General features: G+C 71.8%; 11 protein-coding genes and 1 pseudogene. 4 read left to right on the top strand and 8 right to left on the bottom strand.

All coding sequences use genetic code 11. From position 1 onward, the window contains the following. Window positions 1–120: 120 nt before the first annotated feature. The gene (gene lepA, locus AB0M62_RS25740) at window positions 121–1,992 is read right to left on the bottom strand and encodes a translation elongation factor 4 (protein ID WP_366076658.1); all 1,872 of its coding nucleotides are present in this window, start codon (window positions 1,990–1,992) and stop codon (window positions 121–123) included. Between the two features lie 201 nt (window positions 1,993–2,193). Here lepA and rpsT point away from each other — a divergent pair, with 201 nt between their 5' ends. Further along, window positions 2,194–2,460 carry a 30S ribosomal protein S20 gene (gene rpsT, locus AB0M62_RS25735; protein WP_366076657.1) on the top strand — a complete coding sequence of 89 codons (267 nt, stop codon included), beginning with the start codon at window positions 2,194–2,196 and terminating at the stop codon, window positions 2,458–2,460. Window positions 2,461–2,906: 446 nt separating this feature from the next. Here rpsT and holA read toward each other — a convergent pair whose 3' ends face one another. After that, entirely contained in the window at window positions 2,907–3,896 is a 990-nt protein-coding gene (gene holA, locus AB0M62_RS25730) for a DNA polymerase III subunit delta (RefSeq protein ID WP_366076656.1), read from the bottom strand. A 97-nt stretch (window positions 3,897–3,993) separates the two neighbouring features. Between holA and AB0M62_RS25725 the strand changes: the two genes are divergently transcribed. After that, on the top strand, window positions 3,994–4,236 hold the full coding sequence (locus tag AB0M62_RS25725; RefSeq protein ID WP_366076738.1) for a hypothetical protein: 243 nt from the start codon (window positions 3,994–3,996) through the stop codon (window positions 4,234–4,236). An 11-nt stretch (window positions 4,237–4,247) separates the two neighbouring features. On the opposite strand, the pseudogene AB0M62_RS25720 reads toward AB0M62_RS25725, so the two are convergent. From AB0M62_RS25720 to leuS, 6 genes and pseudogenes are all read right to left on the bottom strand, one after another. Beyond that, window positions 4,248–5,018, bottom strand: a pseudogene (locus AB0M62_RS25720) (arylamine N-acetyltransferase); the annotation flags it as partial. A 187-nt stretch (window positions 5,019–5,205) separates the two neighbouring features. After that, entirely contained in the window at window positions 5,206–7,944 is a 2,739-nt protein-coding gene (locus AB0M62_RS25715) for a ComEC/Rec2 family competence protein (protein WP_366076655.1), read from the bottom strand. Between the two features lie 113 nt (window positions 7,945–8,057). Continuing rightward, window positions 8,058–9,044 (bottom strand): ComEA family DNA-binding protein, encoded by a 987-nt coding sequence (locus tag AB0M62_RS25710; RefSeq protein ID WP_366076654.1) that lies wholly within the window; start codon window positions 9,042–9,044, stop codon window positions 8,058–8,060. Window positions 9,045–9,169: 125 nt separating this feature from the next. Beyond that, window positions 9,170–10,009, bottom strand: a complete 840-nt coding sequence (locus AB0M62_RS25705; RefSeq protein WP_366076653.1) for a DegV family protein — start codon at window positions 10,007–10,009, stop codon at window positions 9,170–9,172. A gap of 108 nt (window positions 10,010–10,117) precedes the next feature. Then, on the bottom strand, window positions 10,118–10,882 hold the full coding sequence (locus tag AB0M62_RS25700) for a hypothetical protein (RefSeq protein ID WP_366076652.1): 765 nt from the start codon (window positions 10,880–10,882) through the stop codon (window positions 10,118–10,120). 247 nt (window positions 10,883–11,129) lie between these two features. Further along, a complete protein-coding gene (leuS, locus tag AB0M62_RS25695) occupies window positions 11,130–13,991 on the bottom strand; it encodes a leucine--tRNA ligase (RefSeq protein ID WP_366076651.1) in 2,862 nt (953 codons plus the stop codon). A 438-nt stretch (window positions 13,992–14,429) separates the two neighbouring features. Between leuS and AB0M62_RS25690 the strand changes: the two genes are divergently transcribed. Continuing rightward, entirely contained in the window at window positions 14,430–15,569 is a 1,140-nt protein-coding gene (locus AB0M62_RS25690; RefSeq protein ID WP_366076650.1) for a hypothetical protein, read from the top strand. Continuing rightward, a complete protein-coding gene (locus AB0M62_RS25685; RefSeq protein ID WP_366076649.1) occupies window positions 15,566–17,152 on the top strand; it encodes an NADH-ubiquinone oxidoreductase-F iron-sulfur binding region domain-containing protein in 1,587 nt (528 codons plus the stop codon). Before AB0M62_RS25690 ends, AB0M62_RS25685 begins: the two co-directional genes overlap by 4 nt. Window positions 17,153–17,232: the final 80 nt, after the last annotated feature.

The raw sequence follows: 17,232 nt of genomic DNA, 5'->3' as shown, positions 1-17,232 counted from the left end.
GAGCGCACATGGCCGTCGCGTAAGAGCCTGCGGGACGCCGCTTGATAACGAACGGGCCCCTGCGCACCGGCGCAGGGACCCATTCGCTATAACAGCCAGGTACCACCCCGGCCACTCCTGTTACTTCTTGCCCTTCGCCCCACCGGAATCGTCGCTGGAGAGCACCGCGATGAAGGCCTCCTGCGGCACTTCGACGGAGCCGACCATCTTCATCCGCTTCTTGCCTTCCTTCTGCTTCTCCAGCAGCTTCCGCTTCCGGGAGATGTCACCGCCGTAGCACTTGGCGAGGACGTCCTTGCGGATGGCGCGAATCGTCTCGCGGGCGATGACCCGCGAGCCGATGGCGGCCTGGATGGGCACCTCGAAGGCCTGGCGGGGGATGAGCTCCCTGAGCTTGGCGACGAGCCGCACGCCGTACGCGTATGCCGCGTCCTTGTGCGTGATGGCGGAGAAGGCGTCGACCTTGTCGCCGTGCAGCAGAATGTCGACCTTGACGAGCTGGGCGGTCTGCTCGCCGGTGGGCTCGTAGTCGAGGGAGGCGTAACCACGCGTCTTGGACTTCAGCTGGTCGAAGAAGTCGAAGACGATCTCCGCCAGGGGCAGCGTGTAGCGGATCTCGACGCGGTCCTCGGAGAGGTAGTCCATGCCCAGCAGCACACCGCGACGGGTCTGGCACAGCTCCATGATCGAGCCGATGAACTCGCTCGGCGCGAGGATCGTGGCGCGCACGACCGGCTCGTACACCTCGGAGATCTTGCCCTCGGGGAACTCGCTCGGGTTGGTGACGATGTGCTCGCTCTTGTCCTCCATGGTCACGCGATAGACCACGTTGGGGGCGGTGGCGATGAGGTCGAGCCCGAACTCGCGCTCCAGGCGCTCGCGGATCACGTCCAGGTGGAGCAGGCCGAGGAAGCCGACGCGGAAGCCGAAGCCGAGGGCGGCGGAGGTCTCCGGCTCGTAGACGAGGGCGGCGTCGTTGAGCTGCAGCTTGTCCAGGGCCTCCCGCAGGTCCGGGTAGTCCGAACCGTCCAGCGGATAAAGGCCGGAGAACACCATCGGCTTGGGGTCCTTGTAACCGCCGAGTGCCTCGGTGGCGCCCTTGTTCAGGGTGGTGATGGTGTCGCCGACCTTGGACTGACGTACGTCCTTCACACCCGTGATGATGTAGCCGACCTCACCCACACCGACGCCGTCGGACGGCGTCATCTCCGGGGAGGAGACGCCGATCTCCAGCAGTTCGTGCGTGGCGCCGGTGGACATCATGCGGATGCGCTCGCGCTTGTTGAGCTGGCCGTCGACGACTCGTACGTACGTCACGACACCGCGGTAGGAGTCGTACACCGAGTCGAAGATCATCGCGCGGGCGGGGGCTTCCTTGACACCGACCGGGGCCGGCACGTCGCGGACCACGCGGTCCAACAAGGCTTCCACGCCGAGACCGGTCTTGGCGGAGACCTTCAGCACGTCGGAGGGGTCGCAGCCGATGAGGTTCGCCAGCTCCTCGGAGAACTTCTCGGGCTGCGCGGCCGGCAGGTCGATCTTGTTCAGCACCGGGACGATGGCGAGGTCGTTCTCCATGGCCAGGTAGAGGTTGGCGAGGGTCTGCGCCTCGATGCCCTGGGCGGCGTCGACCAGCAGGATCGTGCCCTCGCAGGCCGCGAGCGAGCGGGACACCTCGTACGTGAAGTCCACGTGGCCAGGGGTGTCGATCATGTTGAGGATGTGGGTCTTGCCCTCGCCCTCGCCCGTGGTGGGCGCCCAGGGCAGACGCACCGCCTGGGACTTGATCGTGATGCCGCGCTCGCGCTCGATGTCCATACGGTCGAGGTACTGAGCACGCATCTGCCGCTGGTCGACCACACCGGTCAGCTGAAGCATCCGGTCGGCAAGCGTGGACTTGCCGTGGTCGATGTGCGCGATGATGCAGAAGTTGCGGATCAGCGCCGGGTCGGTACGGCTCGGCTCGGGCACGTGGGTAGGAGTCGCGGGCACGCAGGGTCCTGATTCTTGAGACGCCGGGCGTCTCGTCTCGGGCGATGTCGGATCGATACGTAGGCTCCATGGTCCCACGGCCGCGGCCCTGAGCCCGGTTTGGGCCGGTCGCGAGGCTACTGATACCGTGGGCAGCTGTGCCTCGTGCCCTCTCAGTACGAGGTACTCATAGAAATCCAACGAACCTGAGAAGGCTCTTTCGTGGCGAACATCAAGTCCCAGATCAAGCGGAACAAGACGAACGAGAAGGCGCGCCTGCGCAACAAGGCCGTCAAGTCGTCGCTCAAGACCGCGATCCGCAAGGCCCGTGAGGCCGCTGCCGCCGGCGACGTCGAGAAGGCCACAGTGGCCGCTCGCGCAGCCTCGCAGAAGCTCGACAAGGCTGTCAGCAAGGGCGTCATCCACAAGAACGCCGCTGCCAACAAGAAGTCGGCCCTCGCCAAGCGCGTCGCCGGCCTCGCTGCCTGAACGACTGTGATCCACGGGGCTCCCTGAGCCCCACCGTCCGCCCGGACCCAGCGGCCCCTCTACCGCTCCGGAACGACGACCCGTGCCGCACACGGCCTGCGTTCGCCACGCGGGTGCGGCACACCAAGCGCAAAGCCGAAGGCCCCGGCTCCCGTCCTTCCCCAGGACGGGAGCCGGGGCCTTCGGCGTGCGTAGGTGCTCAGCCCGGCCGGGGCGGGTGGTGCTCCCCGCGGGGGCGGGTGGGAGCTCTCCGCCGGGGCGGGGCTCGGGGGCGCCCCGCTCCGGGTCGCGGCGACGGACGGGTGCACGGCAGGGGGACTCGGCGTCGGCGCTGGGTGGGGTGCGGCCGGTGCGGGCGGGTGCACTGCCGGGCGGGCCGCGCCGTCGGGAAGTGGCGGGGCACCGTCGGGGTTGCGGCGCGGCCGCAATCTGGCCGGGGGCCGGTCTCAGCGGCCGGCTCGGGCTGCCCTCGCTACTGCGACCACGGCTTTCTCCAGGGCGTACTCCGGGTCGTCTCCGCCACCCTTCACGCCGGCGTCCGCCTCGGCCACCGCCGTGAGCGCCGCCGCCACCGCGTCCGCCGACCAGCCGCGCATCTGCTGCCGGACCCGGTCGATCTTCCACGGCGGCATGCCCAGATCCCGGGCCAGGTCACCGGGCCGGGCACCCCGGGGGGCGGACGCGAGCTTGCCGATGGCCCGCACGCCCTGCGCCAGCGCGCTGGTGATCAGAACCGGCGGCACCCCGGTGGCCAGCGACCAGCGCAGCGCCTCCAGGGCCTCAGCCGCCCGGCCCTCGACCGCGCGGTCGGCCACGGTGAAGCTGGAGGCCTCGGCGCGGCCGGTGTAGTAGCGGCCCACGACGGCTTCGTCGATCGTGCCCTCGACGTCCGCCACCAGCTGGGTGACCGCACTCGCCAACTCCCGCAGATCGCTGCCGATCGCATCGACCAGGGCCTGGGTCGCCTCGGGCGTCGCGGACCTTCCGAGCGCACGGAACTCCGACCGCACGAACGCCAGCCGGTCCGCCGGCTTGGTCATCTTGGGGCAGGCGACCTCGCGCGCCCCCGCCTTGCGTGCCGCGTCCAGCAGCCCCTTCCCCTTGGCGCCACCGGCGTGCAGCAGGACGAGTGTGATCTCCTCGGCGGGCGCGTCGAGGTAGGACTTCACGTCCTTGATCGTGTCGGCAGAGAGGTCCTGCGCGTTCCGCACGACCACAACCTTGCGCTCCGCGAAGAGCGACGGGCTGGTCAGCTCTGCCAGCGAGCCGGGCTGCAGCTGGTCGGGGGCGAGGTCGCGCACGTCGGTGTCCGCGTCCACCGCACGGGCGGCCGCCACCACCTGCTGAACGGCGCGGTCCAGCAGCAGGTCCTCCTGCCCTACGGCGAGCGTGAGGGGAGCGAGCGGATCGTCGGTCGAATTCTTCCTGGTGGCCATCGCGGTCCAGCATCCCACGTCGCGCCGACAGTCCCGGGGCCGTCCCCTGGGCCGTCCCCTGGGCGGGGCGCTACTTGTCGTACCGGAGAATGGTCCGGTGAACGCGAGACATGTACTGGTACTGCCCGACCGCGACGCCGCGGAGGAGGTCGCCGAGGAGCTGGCCGGCCGCTTTGGGGTGGCCGAACAGCCTCAGCTCGTACGGGACGCACTGGCCGGTGAGGACGACGCCGAGGCCGCACAGTGGCTGGTCGTGGTCGAGGACCCGGCCGGCCGGCTCGACTCCGCGACGCTGGATGCCTTTGCCGCCGAGTTCGAGGGGTGGCTGGAAGCCCCCTGACCTGCCGCCGGCTCCGGCACCCGCTCGAGCACCACGCCGAAGTGGTCCCGGTACGCCGCCAGTACGCCGGCATCGCCCTCCACCGCCGCCTCGGTCCGCTCGCCGGCGACCGTCGTCACCAACGTGCGGCCGCTGAGCGTGATCCGGCCTTCGGCGGTGAGCCGGGAGCAGACGAGGGACTGCGTGAAGTGGGAGGCGGGCGAGGTGCGGTGGTACCACGCGCCCGCCTCGAAGTCCTCGATCACCCGGGGCCGTTGGTCGAGACGGTACTGCGGCTTTCCGTCGCGCAGCACGTCGAGATCCCCCTCGGGCGCCTCGACGATGCGGAACGTGCCTCCGGGATCGTCCTGGTCGCCACGTTCCCCGAAGGCGATCGGATAGTGGCTGTGGTCGCCGAACCTCACATCGACCAGCCAGGCGCCGTCGTCCGGGTCCGGCGCGTCGACCTTCAGCGCGAGGTGGTCGTACGGGATGCCCAGCCCGCCCTCCGGAGTGTGGACGCGGGCCTGGAGCAGGGTGACGCGATATCCGAGCGCCTCCAGCAACGCCCCGAAGGCACTGTTGAGTTCGTAACAGAAGCCGCCCCGACGACCGTCCACGATCTTGTCGAGGACCGGCTTCTGGTCCAGAGCGATGTCCTCCCCGAGGTGGATCGAGAGATTCTCGAAGGGCACGGTCCGCAGGTGGCGCAGGTGAAGGTCGCGCAGTGCGGCGGCGTTGGCGCGCGCCGGGCGCTCGGCGCCGATCCGTCGGAGGTAGGCCTCGGTCCGTGTGGTGTCCATGCCTCAGTTTCACCCGCTCCTCCTCTGTCCACCATGAACCTTCAGTCCTAGGACCAGCTGCCGAGGCGAGGCGCACCCGCAATGGACAGCGTGCCGGGCATGACCACTCAAGCGCCGGCACGCAGCCGGCCGCTGGGAGCCGCGCGACCGGGCACCCTGGTGTACCTGCGTGTCAAGCCGCACTCGGTCAAGGCCTGGCGGGAGGAGAACGAGCTGCCCGGGAGGGAGTTGATGCGCGACGGTGTGTGGCTCGACTGATCCGACGGCCCGAGGTCAGCGCCCGCAGACCCGGCCCCTCCCCCGTCACCGCGATCGCCCCGTCGGTGTCCGTGCGCAGTACCGCAGCTCCCTGGACGCGCAGTGCGGCGACCGTACGGGGTGAGGGGTGGCCGTACGTGTTGTCCTCGCCCACCGGGATCAGCGCCAGCCGTGGCCGGGCCCGCCGCAGCAACCCGGGGTCCTGATGGGCCGAGCCGTGATGGGCGACCTTGAGGACGTCCACGGCCGGAATCGCCTGGTTTGCCCGTAACAGGGCCTGCTGAGCGGGAGGTTCGAGATCGCCCAGGAGCAACAGGGTGAGCCCCGCCACGCGGACGAGCAACGTGACGCTGGTGTCGTTCGGCCCCTCCGGCACCGGCTCGGGAGCGGCCGGCGGCCACAGCACCTGCCAGTCGAGTGGGCCGGCCCGACGGCGTTCCCCCGGTACCGCGCGGGTGACGGGTACCCGGGCTGCCGCCGCGGTCCTGCGTACGAACGCGGCCTGATCAGGTGGGTCGTCCCGCACCGTTGTCTGGATCTCGCCGACGCTCCGCCCGCGCAGCACTCCGGGAAGGCCCGTCACATGGTCGGCATGGAAGTGCGTCAGCAGCAGCAGCGGGATGCGGGTGACGCCCAGAGCCCGCAGGCAGCGGTCGACAGAGACCGGGTCCGGCCCCACGTCGACCACGACGCCGGTCCCGTCCCCCGCCGCGAGCACCGAGGCGTCTCCCTGCCCGACATCGCACATCGCGAACCGCCAGCCCGGCGGTGGCCAGCCGGTGATCACTCCGGTGAGCGGCGCGGGCCGTAGCACCGAGACGACGAGCAGCAGCGCGGCCGCTCCACAGATCCAGGGGCTGCGCGGCAGCCGCCGGGCCACCAAGACCCCGACCGCGGTCACCGCGGCCAGGAGCATCCCGCCCCGCCAGCCGCCCGGCCACGCGACCTCGGCGCCGGGCAGCGCCGCCCCTGTACGGGCCACCTGCGCGATCCATCCGGCCGGCCAGCCGGCACACCAGGCCAGGAATCCGGCGACGGGCATCGCCACCGGAGCGGCCGCCAGCGCGGCGAACCCGAGCACCGTCGCCGGCCCGGCAGCCAGTTCGGCGAGCAGATTGCAGGGGATGGCGACCAGACTCACCCGGGCGGCCAGCACGACGACCACGGGTGCGCACACCGCCTGAGCGGCGGCCGCCGCGGCCACTGCCTCGGCCGCCCTCGGCGGCATCCCGCGCCGCTGAAGGGCGGTGCTCCACCGGGGAGCGAAGGTGAGCAGCGCGCCGGTGGCCAGTACGGAGAGCAGAAAGCCGTAACTGCGCGCCAGCCAGGGGTCGTACAGGACCAGCACCAGTACGGCACCGGCCAGGGCCGGAACCAGCGATCTGCGGCGGCCGGTGCCGATGGCGAGAAGAGTGATCGCCCCGCACGCAGCAGCACGCACCACGCTCGGCTCGGGCCGGCACACCACGACGAACGCCAGGGTCAGCGCGCCGCCACAGAGTGCGGTGGTGCGAAGCGATATGCCCAGGCGCGGTGCGAGCCCCCGCCGCTCGGCCCGCAGAGCGGTACTGGGCGGTCCGATGAGCAGGACGAGCACGATGGTCAGGTTGGACCCGGACACGGCGAGCAGGTGCACCAGATCGGTGGCCTCGAAGGCTTCCTGGAGGTCGGGCGGGACCCGTGACGTGTCACCGACGACGAGCCCTGGCAGCAGCGCACGTGCGTCGGGTGCGAGTCCGTCGGTGGCCTTCCGCAGCCCAGCCCGCAGCCCGCCGGCCGTGCGCTGCAGCAGGGTGGGCGGTGCGAGGACGTCGGGCGGCACGCCCGCCGGTGCCCGCAGCACGGCCGCGATCCGGTCGCTGCCAGGGAGGGGAGGCACGAGCCGGCCGGCCACCCGCAGCCCGGTGGACGGCAGCAGCCGCCGCCAATACGGCCCGTCCGCGAGCACGAGGACCGGCGTTCGGGTGATGGTGGCGGTGCCGTCCGGCGCTGTGATGCGGGTGACTACGGCATCGAGCACGACAGCCGGCCGACCCGCCCCGCCTCCCGGCGCGTGCGGCCGGACGGGGCGTGGATCGGAGGTGACCGTCAGCTCGGCGACCACATGCACACGCTCCTCCGCGAGGCCGGGCACCGGCCCTCGGCGCAGGTCCGCGGTCTGCAGCGCCGCGGCCGTGGCGGCCGCTGCGGCACAGATCAGAGCGGCGGCAGCCGCCGTGGTGTTCAGCCTCCACCCGGTCCCGCATGCGACGCCTGCTCCCTGGGCCCGGACGCCCCGAGCGCCGACGACACGGCTCGGTGACCGCCGGGACCCGACCCCCCTCACCCGTGGCGGTCGGCTGCCTGTCCACCTGGCGCCGCCGTCGCCCGTCCGGAAGGCACCAGCGGGCGCACGGCCGGGATCCCCGGCCCAGGACGACCCCCCGGCGGTCATGGCCGCAATGCCGCTCCAGCGGCGCGCAACCCGCCCAAGGCCAAGCGCCGGTACGGCCAGCAGCGCGCCTGCCGCCGCGAGGCAGACGACCACCGCCGACGTAGTCCAGCGCGCGGAGGCGCCCACGGCCAGTGCCGCCGCGGCCCAGGCGGCCAGCGCGGGCGGTACCAGGCGCAGATCGGCAGGGCCGTCCTGGCGCGGATCGGAGGCGCCCAGCCGGTGCGCGGAGGACATATGCACGACCGGACGAGACCTGACGCGCCTCCGGACCCGGCCCCCGGCTGGGCTCACAACGCGGCCTGGAGCCCGGCTCGTAACGCGGCCCGGGGCTCCGCTCGGGTGGCTGCTCATGGCTGGACGAGCTTGTGAAGATCCGCGAACCGGCCGTCGCCGATCCCGTCCACCTGCCGGAGTTCGTCGACAGAGCGGAAGCCCCCGTGCTCGGTGCGGTAGTCGATGATGTGCTGTGCCAGCACCGGACCGACCCCCGGCAGCGTGTCGAGCTGCTCCACCGAAGCCGAGTTGAGGCTGACCGGACCGGCGGCCGGCACACCGCCTCCCTGTGCCACGGCCGATGGCGGCTGCGGTCCCCCCACCACGACCTGCTCGCCGTCGTTGAGCACCCGTGCCCGGTTGAGCCCCGTGGTGTCCGTATCGGGCCGGACGCCCCCGGCGGCCCGTAGAGCGTCGGCGACACGGGAGCCGGCCGGCAGCCGCTGGATACCCGGCGCGCGGACCTTGCCGCTCACGTCGACGACGACGAGCCCGGCCGGCGGGCCGGGCGCGGCCCCTGGTGACGGCGATGGCCGTGGGAGCACCGCGGATCCTGCCGTCACGCGCTCGGGAGCACGCACCGGCTCGGGCCGCCCCACCCAGAAGTGCTGGGCGGCAAAGACCGCGGCCGCCACGAGGACGACGGCCAGAGCGGCGAGGCTTTTCGGTTCGAGGCCGCACCGCACCTGCATCCACAGCGGAAGCCGCTCCCGCACGGCCAGCCGCGCCCGATCCCGCCGCCCCGCATCCCCCGGCCGGACCACGGGACTCGGCGAAGCCGCACCGCCGGACGAAGCCCCACCACCGGACGAAGCCCCCAGCACCCCCGCGCCACACGCAACCACCGGTAAGCGGCCGCTCGGCCCGGCCCCACTCGGCGGCCGGGCCCACGCCGGCGACGCTCGCGGTGCGCCGTCCAGCAGGGCTTCCGCGCGACGGCGTGCGGCCGCCGCGGCCTGGGTGGTGTGCCGGCGCCGCATACTGCGGCGGTGGCGGGCCCGGCCGTCCGAGGCGGGGGCGCGGCCCGGGCCACTGGTTACGGTGTGTGATCGGAGAGCCATGCCACGAGACAGTAGGCCTCTCCGCCGGATCCTGCCGAGCAGACCCAGTTTCAGTGGAAAACGCTGCAGTTGTGGATAACTGAGCCACCCTCACAAGTGACCGGGCAAGGGGGACGGCATTCCCGTCAGCGCGGCGAGATCACCGCTCCCAGCAGCCCCGGCCCCGTGTGTGCCCCGATCACCGCACCCACCTCGCTCACATGCAGATCGGCCAGCCCCGGCACCCGGTCTCCCAGCCGTGCCGCGAGCCGCTGCGCGCGCTCCGGGGCCGCCAGGTGATGGACGGCGATGTCCACGCTGCTCGCCCCCGCCCGCTCGACCGCGAGCTCCTCCAGCCGGGCGATCGCCTTCGACGCGGTGCGCACCTTCTCCAGCATCTCGATCCGGCCGCCGTCCAGCTGGAGCAGCGGCTTGACCGCCAGCGCGGAACCCAGCAGCGCCTGCGCGGCGCCGATCCTGCCGCCGCGCCGCAGGTAGTCCAGGGTGTCCACGTAGAAGTACGCGGACGTACCCGCGGCGCGCTTCTCCGCGGCGGCCACCGCCTCGTCGACCGTGCCACCGGCCTCCGCCGTCTCCGCCGCCGCGAGCGCGCAGAAACCCAGCGCCATCGCGACCATGCCGGTGTCCACCACCCGCACCGGCACCGGAGCGGTCCGCGACGCGAGCACCGCGGCGTCGTACGTCCCGGAGAACTCGGCCGACAGATGCAGTGAGACGATGCCCGTCGCACCGGCCTCCGCCGCGGCCCGGTAGGCCTGAGCAAAGACTTCGGGGCTCGGCCGCGACGTGGTGACGGACCGGCGCTTCTGCAGGGCCAGGGAGCGGGCCGAGATCTCGGTGCCCTCTTCGAGGGCCTCACCACCGAGGACAACGGTCAGCGGCACGGAGGTGATGCCGTGCCGCTCCATCGTCTGCGGCGGCAGGTAGGCCGTGGAATCGGTGACGATCGCGACATGGCGGGACATGACCGGGAGGTTACCCGCCACGAGGGCCGGACGGCAGTGCGGCCCCGACCCAACTGATCAGTAACGCTCCAGAAGGGTCAGGCGGGTCCGGGAGGCCGCGAGTGCCGGTCAAGTCGTGCTCTCCGGGCGGGCCGTCTTCTGCCACGGGTACTCGGCCTGCCGCAGGGGCTCCGCCCCCGTGAGCGCCTGCGGGTCGGCCAGGGTCGGCGTAACGGGTGCCGGTGCGGGCCCCGTTGCGGGTCCGGACCCGGACCCCGACCCGGACCCGGCGCGCGACCCCGCCCCCGCGGCCGGCGATTCGTCCGCCGGTGCCGGCTCTGGCCAGGAGCTCTTCGACCAGTCCCGCAGCGCCCCCGACTCCACCTCGATCTGCGCGCTGAGTGCCGTCAGGTCGTCGTCGGCGAACTGCCGCGCCCGGTCCCGCGCCGCCCACCGCAGCGAGTCCGCGGCATGCGTGATCCGCTCCGTGCGCTCGCGCAGATCGGGCATCCGCTCGGCGACCCGTGCCCGGTCCGGATCCCGCTCCAGGTGCTTGAGTTCGTCGTCCAGTTCGTGCCCATGTGCGCTGAGCCGCTGGAACAGGCCGATCGACTCCGAAAGCGAGGCGTCCTGCCGCACACCCTCGTTCAGGGCGCTCTGAGTGGACCTCATCGACGTACGCAGTGAGAGCCGCAGCTGGGCGAGCTCTCCCGCCAGACCACCCTGCCCATAGCTCTTGGCCCGCAGTGTCGTCTCCTCGACCGTGCGGCGCGCCTGGCTGATCGTCCGGTCCACACCGCGCTTGGCGGCTGCGACCGCCTTGACACTCACGTACACCCCCAGGCCGACGAAGGCTACGAAGAGCAGCGTCAGGATGAGGATCGCGGCTTCCATGAGCGCCCCTTCGATGTCGGTTCTCGTCCCCTCCACCGTAAACGGAACGGGCAGGCCGGGGGTTCCATCAGAACCCCCAACCTGCCCGTAGGGGAAAGCACCCATGCGCGGCGACCACGTACCCGCGGGGTCGCGCGGGCACAGGAGACCGACGCCGGCGGTCATGGAGACCGTCGTCACGCGGTTACGGAAACCATGCCGCGCGATTGCGCATGCCGCGCGATTGCGACAGACCGATGCCGCGTGGTTACGCGGGAACGATGTTGACCAGCTTCGGCGCCCGCACGATCACCTTGCGGATCCCCGCGCCGCCCAGCGCGGCGACGACGGCCTCGTCGGCCACCGCCAGCCGCTCCAGCTCGTCTTCGCCGATGGTCGGGGACACCTCCAGCCGCGCCTTGACCTTGCCCTTGACCTGTACGACACAGGTCACGGTCTCGTCCACGACGTATGCCGGGTCGGCCACCGGGAAGTCCTGGTGGACCACCGAGTCGGTGTGGCCCAGCTTGTGCCACAGCTCCTCGGCGATGTGCGGGGCCAGCGGCGTGATCAGCAGGACCAGCTGCTCCGCGACGCTCCGGGAGACCGGGCCGCCCGTCTTGGTCAGGAAGTTGTTCAGCTCGGTGATCTTGGCGATGGCGGTGTTGAAGCGCAGCCCCGCCAGGTCCTGTCCGGCGCCGTCGATGGCCTTGTGCAGGGCACGCAGGGTGGCCTCGTCGGGCTCGGTGTCCACGACACCGACCTCACCCGTCGCCTCGTCGACGACGTTGCGCCACAGCCGCTGCAGCAGCCGGTACTGCCCGACGACCGCGCGGGTGTCCCACGGACGGGAGACGTCCAGCGGGCCCATCGCCATCTCGTACAGCCGCAGCGTGTCCGCGCCGTACTCGGTGCAGATCTCGTCCGGAGTGACAGCGTTCTTCAGGGACTTGCCCATCTTGCCCAGCTCGCGCTTGACCGGCTCACCCTCGAAGAAGAACTTTCCGTCGCGCTCCTCGACCTCGGTGGCCGTCACCGGGAAGCCCCGGCTGTCCCGGTAGACGTACGCCTGGATCATGCCCTGGTTGTACAGCTTGTGGAACGGCTCGGCCGAGGAGACGTGCCCCAGGTCGTACAGCACCTTGGACCAGAACCGCGCGTACAGCAGGTGCAGTACGGCGTGCTCGGCACCGCCGACGTACAGGTCGACGCCGCCGTGCGGCTGTCCCTCGCGGGGTCCCATCCAGTACCGCTCGACCTCGGGGTCGACCAGCTTCTCGCTGTTGTGCGGGTCCAGATAGCGCAGCTCGTACCAGCACGAACCGGCCCAGTTCGGCATGGTGTTGGTCTCGCGGCGGTAGCGTCGCACACCCCTGCCGTCGCCCAGGTCCAGTTCGACCTCGACCCAGTCCTCGTTGCGGGACAGCGGGGTCTCCGGAGAGGTGTCGGCGTCGTTCGGGTCGAAGGTGCGCGGCGAGTAGTCCTCGATCTCCGGCAGCTCCAGCGGCAGCATCGACTCGGGCAGGGCGTGCGCGACGCCGTCGTCGTCGTACACGATCGGGAAGGGCTCGCCCCAGTAGCGCTGGCGGCTGAACAGCCAGTCACGCAGCCGGAAGTTGACCGTGCCTTCGCCGATGCCGCGGGCGGAGAGCCACTCGGTGATCTTCGCCTTGGCCTCGGCGACCCCCAGGCCGTCCAGCGAGATCTCGTCGTTGGAGGAGTTGATCGCCGGGCCCTGCCCGGTGAAGGCCTCGCCGTCCCAGCCCTCCGGGGGCTGGACGGTACGGATGATGGGCAGTTCGAAGGCCTCCGCGAACTCCCAGTCACGCTCGTCCTGGCCAGGGACGGCCATGATGGCGCCGGTGCCGTAGCCCATCAGGACGTAGTCGGCGACGAAGACCGGGACCCGGCCGCCGGTGACCGGGTTCCGGGCGTAGGCGCCGGTGAAGACACCGGTCTTGTCCTTGTGCTCGGTCTGCCGCTCCACATCACTCTTCGTCTGGGCCTGCTTGCGGTACGCGGCGACGGCGTCGGCCGGGGTGGCGGCACCGCCGGTCCAGGCGTCCTTGGTGTCCGCCGGCCACTCGGCCGGCAGGATCGAGTCGATCAGACCGTTCTCGGGTGCCAGCACCATGTAGGTGGCGCCGAACAGGGTGTCCGGGCGGGTGGTGAACACCGTGATCCGCGCGCCGTCGTGGCCCTCGACCGGGAAGTGGACACGCGCGCCCTCGCTCCGCCCGATCCAGTTGCGCTGCTGCAGCTTGATGGCCTCGGGCCAGTCCAGCGCCTCCAGGTCCTCCAGCAGCCGGTCCGCGTAGGCGGTGATGCGCATGTTCCACTGGCGCAGCTTGGCCTTGAAGACGGGGAAGTTGCCGCGCTCGGAGCGGCCGTCCGCGGTGACCTCCTCGTTGGCCAGTACGGTGCCCAGGCCCGGGCACCAGTTGACCGGCGCGTCGGAGGCGTACGCCAGGCGGTACTCGCCCAGGACCTCGGCACGCTCGACCGCGCTCAGCCCGCTCCACGCGCGCCCGCCGGGAACAGCGCGCTCGCCGCTCTGGAACTGCGCCACCAGTTCGTCGATCGGCCGCGCGCGCCTCGCCTCCTCGTCGTACCAGGAGTTGAAGATCTGCACGAAGATCCACTGGGTCCACTTGTAGTAGTCCGGGTCGATCGTGGCGAAGGACCGGCGCTTGTCGTGGCCCAGGCCCAGCCGGCGCAGCTGGGCCTTCATGTTGCTCATGGCCGCCTCGGTGGTGACCCGCGGGTGCTCGCCGGTCTGGACCGCGTGCTGCTCGGCCGGCAGGCCGAAGGCGTCGAAGCCCAGCGTGTGCAGGACGTTGTGGCCGGTCATCCGCTGGTGGCGGGCGAAGACGTCGGTGGCGATGTAGCCCAGCGGGTGGCCGACGTGCAGTCCCGAGCCCGAGGGGTACGGGAACATGTCCATGACGAACTTCTTGGGCCGGGCGTCGGCCTCGGGATCCCCCGCGAGGTCGCCGGTGGGGTTGGGCGCCTCGTACGTGCCCGCGGCGTCCCAGAAGTCCTGCCAGCGTGCCTCGATGTCGGCGGCCATGGCTGCCGTGTAGCGGTGCGCTGCGGCCACCTCTGTAGCAGCGGAATTCGTCTCGCTCATGATCCTTAAAGCTCCATCGATCGTCTCTGCCGGCGGGTTGTGACCCCAACCAAGACCACAACCAAATGAAAAATCCCCTCGCACAGGAGGGGACGCCGCGCCGATTCCGACCAGGTGATCACCGGTCAGGACTGATCAGCGCGGCTCGCTAAGCAGAAGGCGTACGGCACGCATGGCGCCAGGGTACCGCAGCGCCCGGAGCGGCTGCACGGAGTAGTCGCGCAGTGGAATGTCGGCCCTGGTTACCCCGCGTATCGGACTCTATCGGGGCAACCCCCGAGCACATGTGTCCCTTGACTCCTCTGCAAAAGCTCAAACCTCGTACTGCTTGGTATGGCTCGACCTAGCATGCCGATTCGGGACCGCTTTCCCGGAGCATTCGGAGTCGCACCCATGAACCCTCGTCGCAAGCCCCGCTCAACACCCGCACTACCCGCAGTGAGCTTCACTCCCCGCGTCGCGATATCGGTCGCGGTGCCGTTGCTCATACCCTTGATCGCCGTCGTCGGGAGCGACGATTTCCGCGCCGCGCTGGACTTCACCACCGGCGTGCTCTCCCTGGTGTCACTCACCGCCTCGGTCGCGTGGGGACTGCTCGCCACCGACCGGCTGCTGCTTTCCCCCCGCCACCGGCTGGTGGCCCAGGGCATCCACCGGACGACCGCGATCGCCTCGCTCGGCTTCATGCTGCTGCACGCTTCGGTCAAGGTGTCTCTCGGACACGTGGCGCTGCTCGGTGCCCTGATCCCGTTCGGACTGGGAGTCACCAGCACTGCCGGACTGATCGGTCTCGGCTCGCTGGCCGGCTACCTGATGGTCGTAGCCGCCACCACCGGCGCACTGCGCCGCGCCTTCGCCGCCCCTGGCCGGGTAGCAGGCCGCTGGCGCGCCTTCCACATGGCCGCCTACCCCGCGTGGTGCGCCGCACTGATGCACGGTCTGTACGCGGGCCGCCCCGCCGCGACCTGGGTGATGGTCATGTACTCCCTCTGCCTGGTGGGAGTCGGCGCCGTGGTCGCCGTACGCATGCTGCCGGCGTCGGTGCAGCGGGGCCTGGCGGAGCGCGTGACCGCCCTGTTCAAGCCCGACGACGTAGCGGAGGAGGCGCCCCTGTGGCCGATTTCCCCGCAGCCCGCCGCGCCGCGCGCGGAACGCGCCGCGATGCCGCCGCTGGAGCGCATGCCGACGCCGATGCCACCGCTGTACGAGGCCCCGCCGCGTCCCCCGGCCGGGCTCGCCGCGGGCGTCGACACCGGGATCTCGGCGGCCTACCGCGCCGTCTCCGCGGCGGCGAGCACGGGGCAGATCCCGCGGGTGGACAGCACCGGGCAGATCCCGCGGGTGGACAGCACCGGGCAGATACCGCTGGCCGAGCGCATTCCGATGACCGAGGAGCTGCCCGTCGTACCCTCCGCACCCGACTACACCCCACGGCCCCAGGGCGGGCGCTGGCCCGCACCGTCTCCTCCCCCGCCCGCACCCGTCCGCGCTCCGGACGACACAGAACCTCTGTCAGGCCCCTTCCAGCCGCCCACGGCCGGTGAACCCTGGCACGCACCCGCAGGAGAACGACCTTGAACGCCCCCCTTCCCGATGTGCCCGAAGTCCGCGTCGTCGGCCTCCCCCAGCTGACGACCGGCTTCGACCTCGTCGAGCGGCTCGATCTCTCGATGCATCTCAAGGTGCACGGCCCGCTCGAGCCTGTGACCGGGGAGCGCCTGGCCCAGCTCGCCGAGGCGATATCCCTGCGCGGCCGCGGCGGCGCAGGCTTCCCGTTCGGCCAGAAGCTTCGCGCCGTGGCCAAGGCCGCGATCCGCCGTGGAGTCCGTCCGGTCGTGGTGGTCAACGGCAGCGAAGGGGAGCCGCCGTGCCGCAAGGACACCGTGATGCTCAACCGGGCCCCGCACCTGATCCTGGACGGAGCCCTGCTCGCCGCCGAGGCACTCGGCGCCCGGACGCTGATCGTCGGCGTCACCCGTAACTCCACCGAGGCCTCCATTCGCGCCGCCCTGGCCGAGCGCGGTCTCTCCGACCGCCCGACCCGGCGCGGGAACCAGCTGCGCGCCCGGGTGGTGCGCACCCCAGAGCGGATGGTGTCGGGCGAGGCCTCGTCGCTGATCCGCGCCGTGAACGGCGGCCCCGCGCTGCCTCCCGGCCGCCGCGAGCGCGCCTCCGAGGCCGGCGTGGGCGGCCTGCCGACACTGCTGTCCAACGCCGAGACGTTCGCGCAGCTGGCCGTCGCCGCCCGGATCGGCACCGAGCGCTACGGCAACACCGGCCTGCCGGGCGAGCCCGGCACCGTTCTGCTCACCATCTCCGGCGCGGTCGCCCGCCCGATGGTCGTCGAGGTGCCCACCGGCGTCCCGCTGCGTTATGTGCTCCAGCTGGCCGGCGCGCCGCCGCTGCCGCAGGGCGTGCTGACCGGTGGCTACCACGGCAACTGGATCGACGCGGTCTCCGCGCACGGCGCGGTCATCTCCCGCGAGTCCTTCTCCTCCGTCGGGGGCGCGCTGGGTGCGGGCGCGATCCTGCCGATCGGCCCGGAGACCTGCCCGCTCGGCGAGGCGCAGCGCGTCGCGAACTGGCTGGCGGCCGAGACAGCGGGTCAGTGCGGCCCCTGCCGCCTCGGCCTGCCGGCCGCCGCCGGGGGTCTGTCGGACGTACTGAACGGTGGCGGCCAGGCCGCGCTGGAGGCCCTGCGCGAGGTCATGCAGGCGGTCCGCGGCCGCGGCGCGTGCAAGCACCCCGACGGCTCCGTGCGCTTCTTCATGTCGACCCTCTCCGCCTTCACCGACGACCTGGCCGCGCATGTGCTGGCAGGCGGCTGCGGTCGCGAGACGACGGGCGTACTGCCCCTGCCCGCCCCGGGTTACGAGGAGGAGGGCATCCCCACCGGCGAGAAGATCGCCGTGGACTGGACACTGTGCAAGGGCCACGGGCTGTGCGCGGACATCGTCCCGGAGCTGATCCGGCTCGGTCCCGACGGCTACCCGGCGCTCGCGGACGCGGCGGTGCCGATGCATCTCCAGGGACGCGCGCAGCGGGCCGTGAGCCGGTGCCCCGCGCTGGCTCTGCGCATCGAAGCCGCCCCGCCCGAGCGCCCCGCGCGCCCGGCGCTCCCTCGCAGCGACCGCAAGGCCCTTGGCAGCGGCCAGGGCTGACGGTCGGTCGACGGCCGGTTGACGGCCGGTTGACGGACATGACGAGAAGCGGGGGCCCCCCGGCCGGGGGGGCGCGGGTG

This window comes from Streptomyces sp. NPDC051219, assembly GCF_040682335.1.
Classification (GTDB): domain Bacteria; phylum Actinomycetota; class Actinomycetes; order Streptomycetales; family Streptomycetaceae; genus Streptomyces.
Note: the sequence above shows the minus strand (reverse complement) of the source record. Positions and strands in the feature narration are given on the sequence as shown.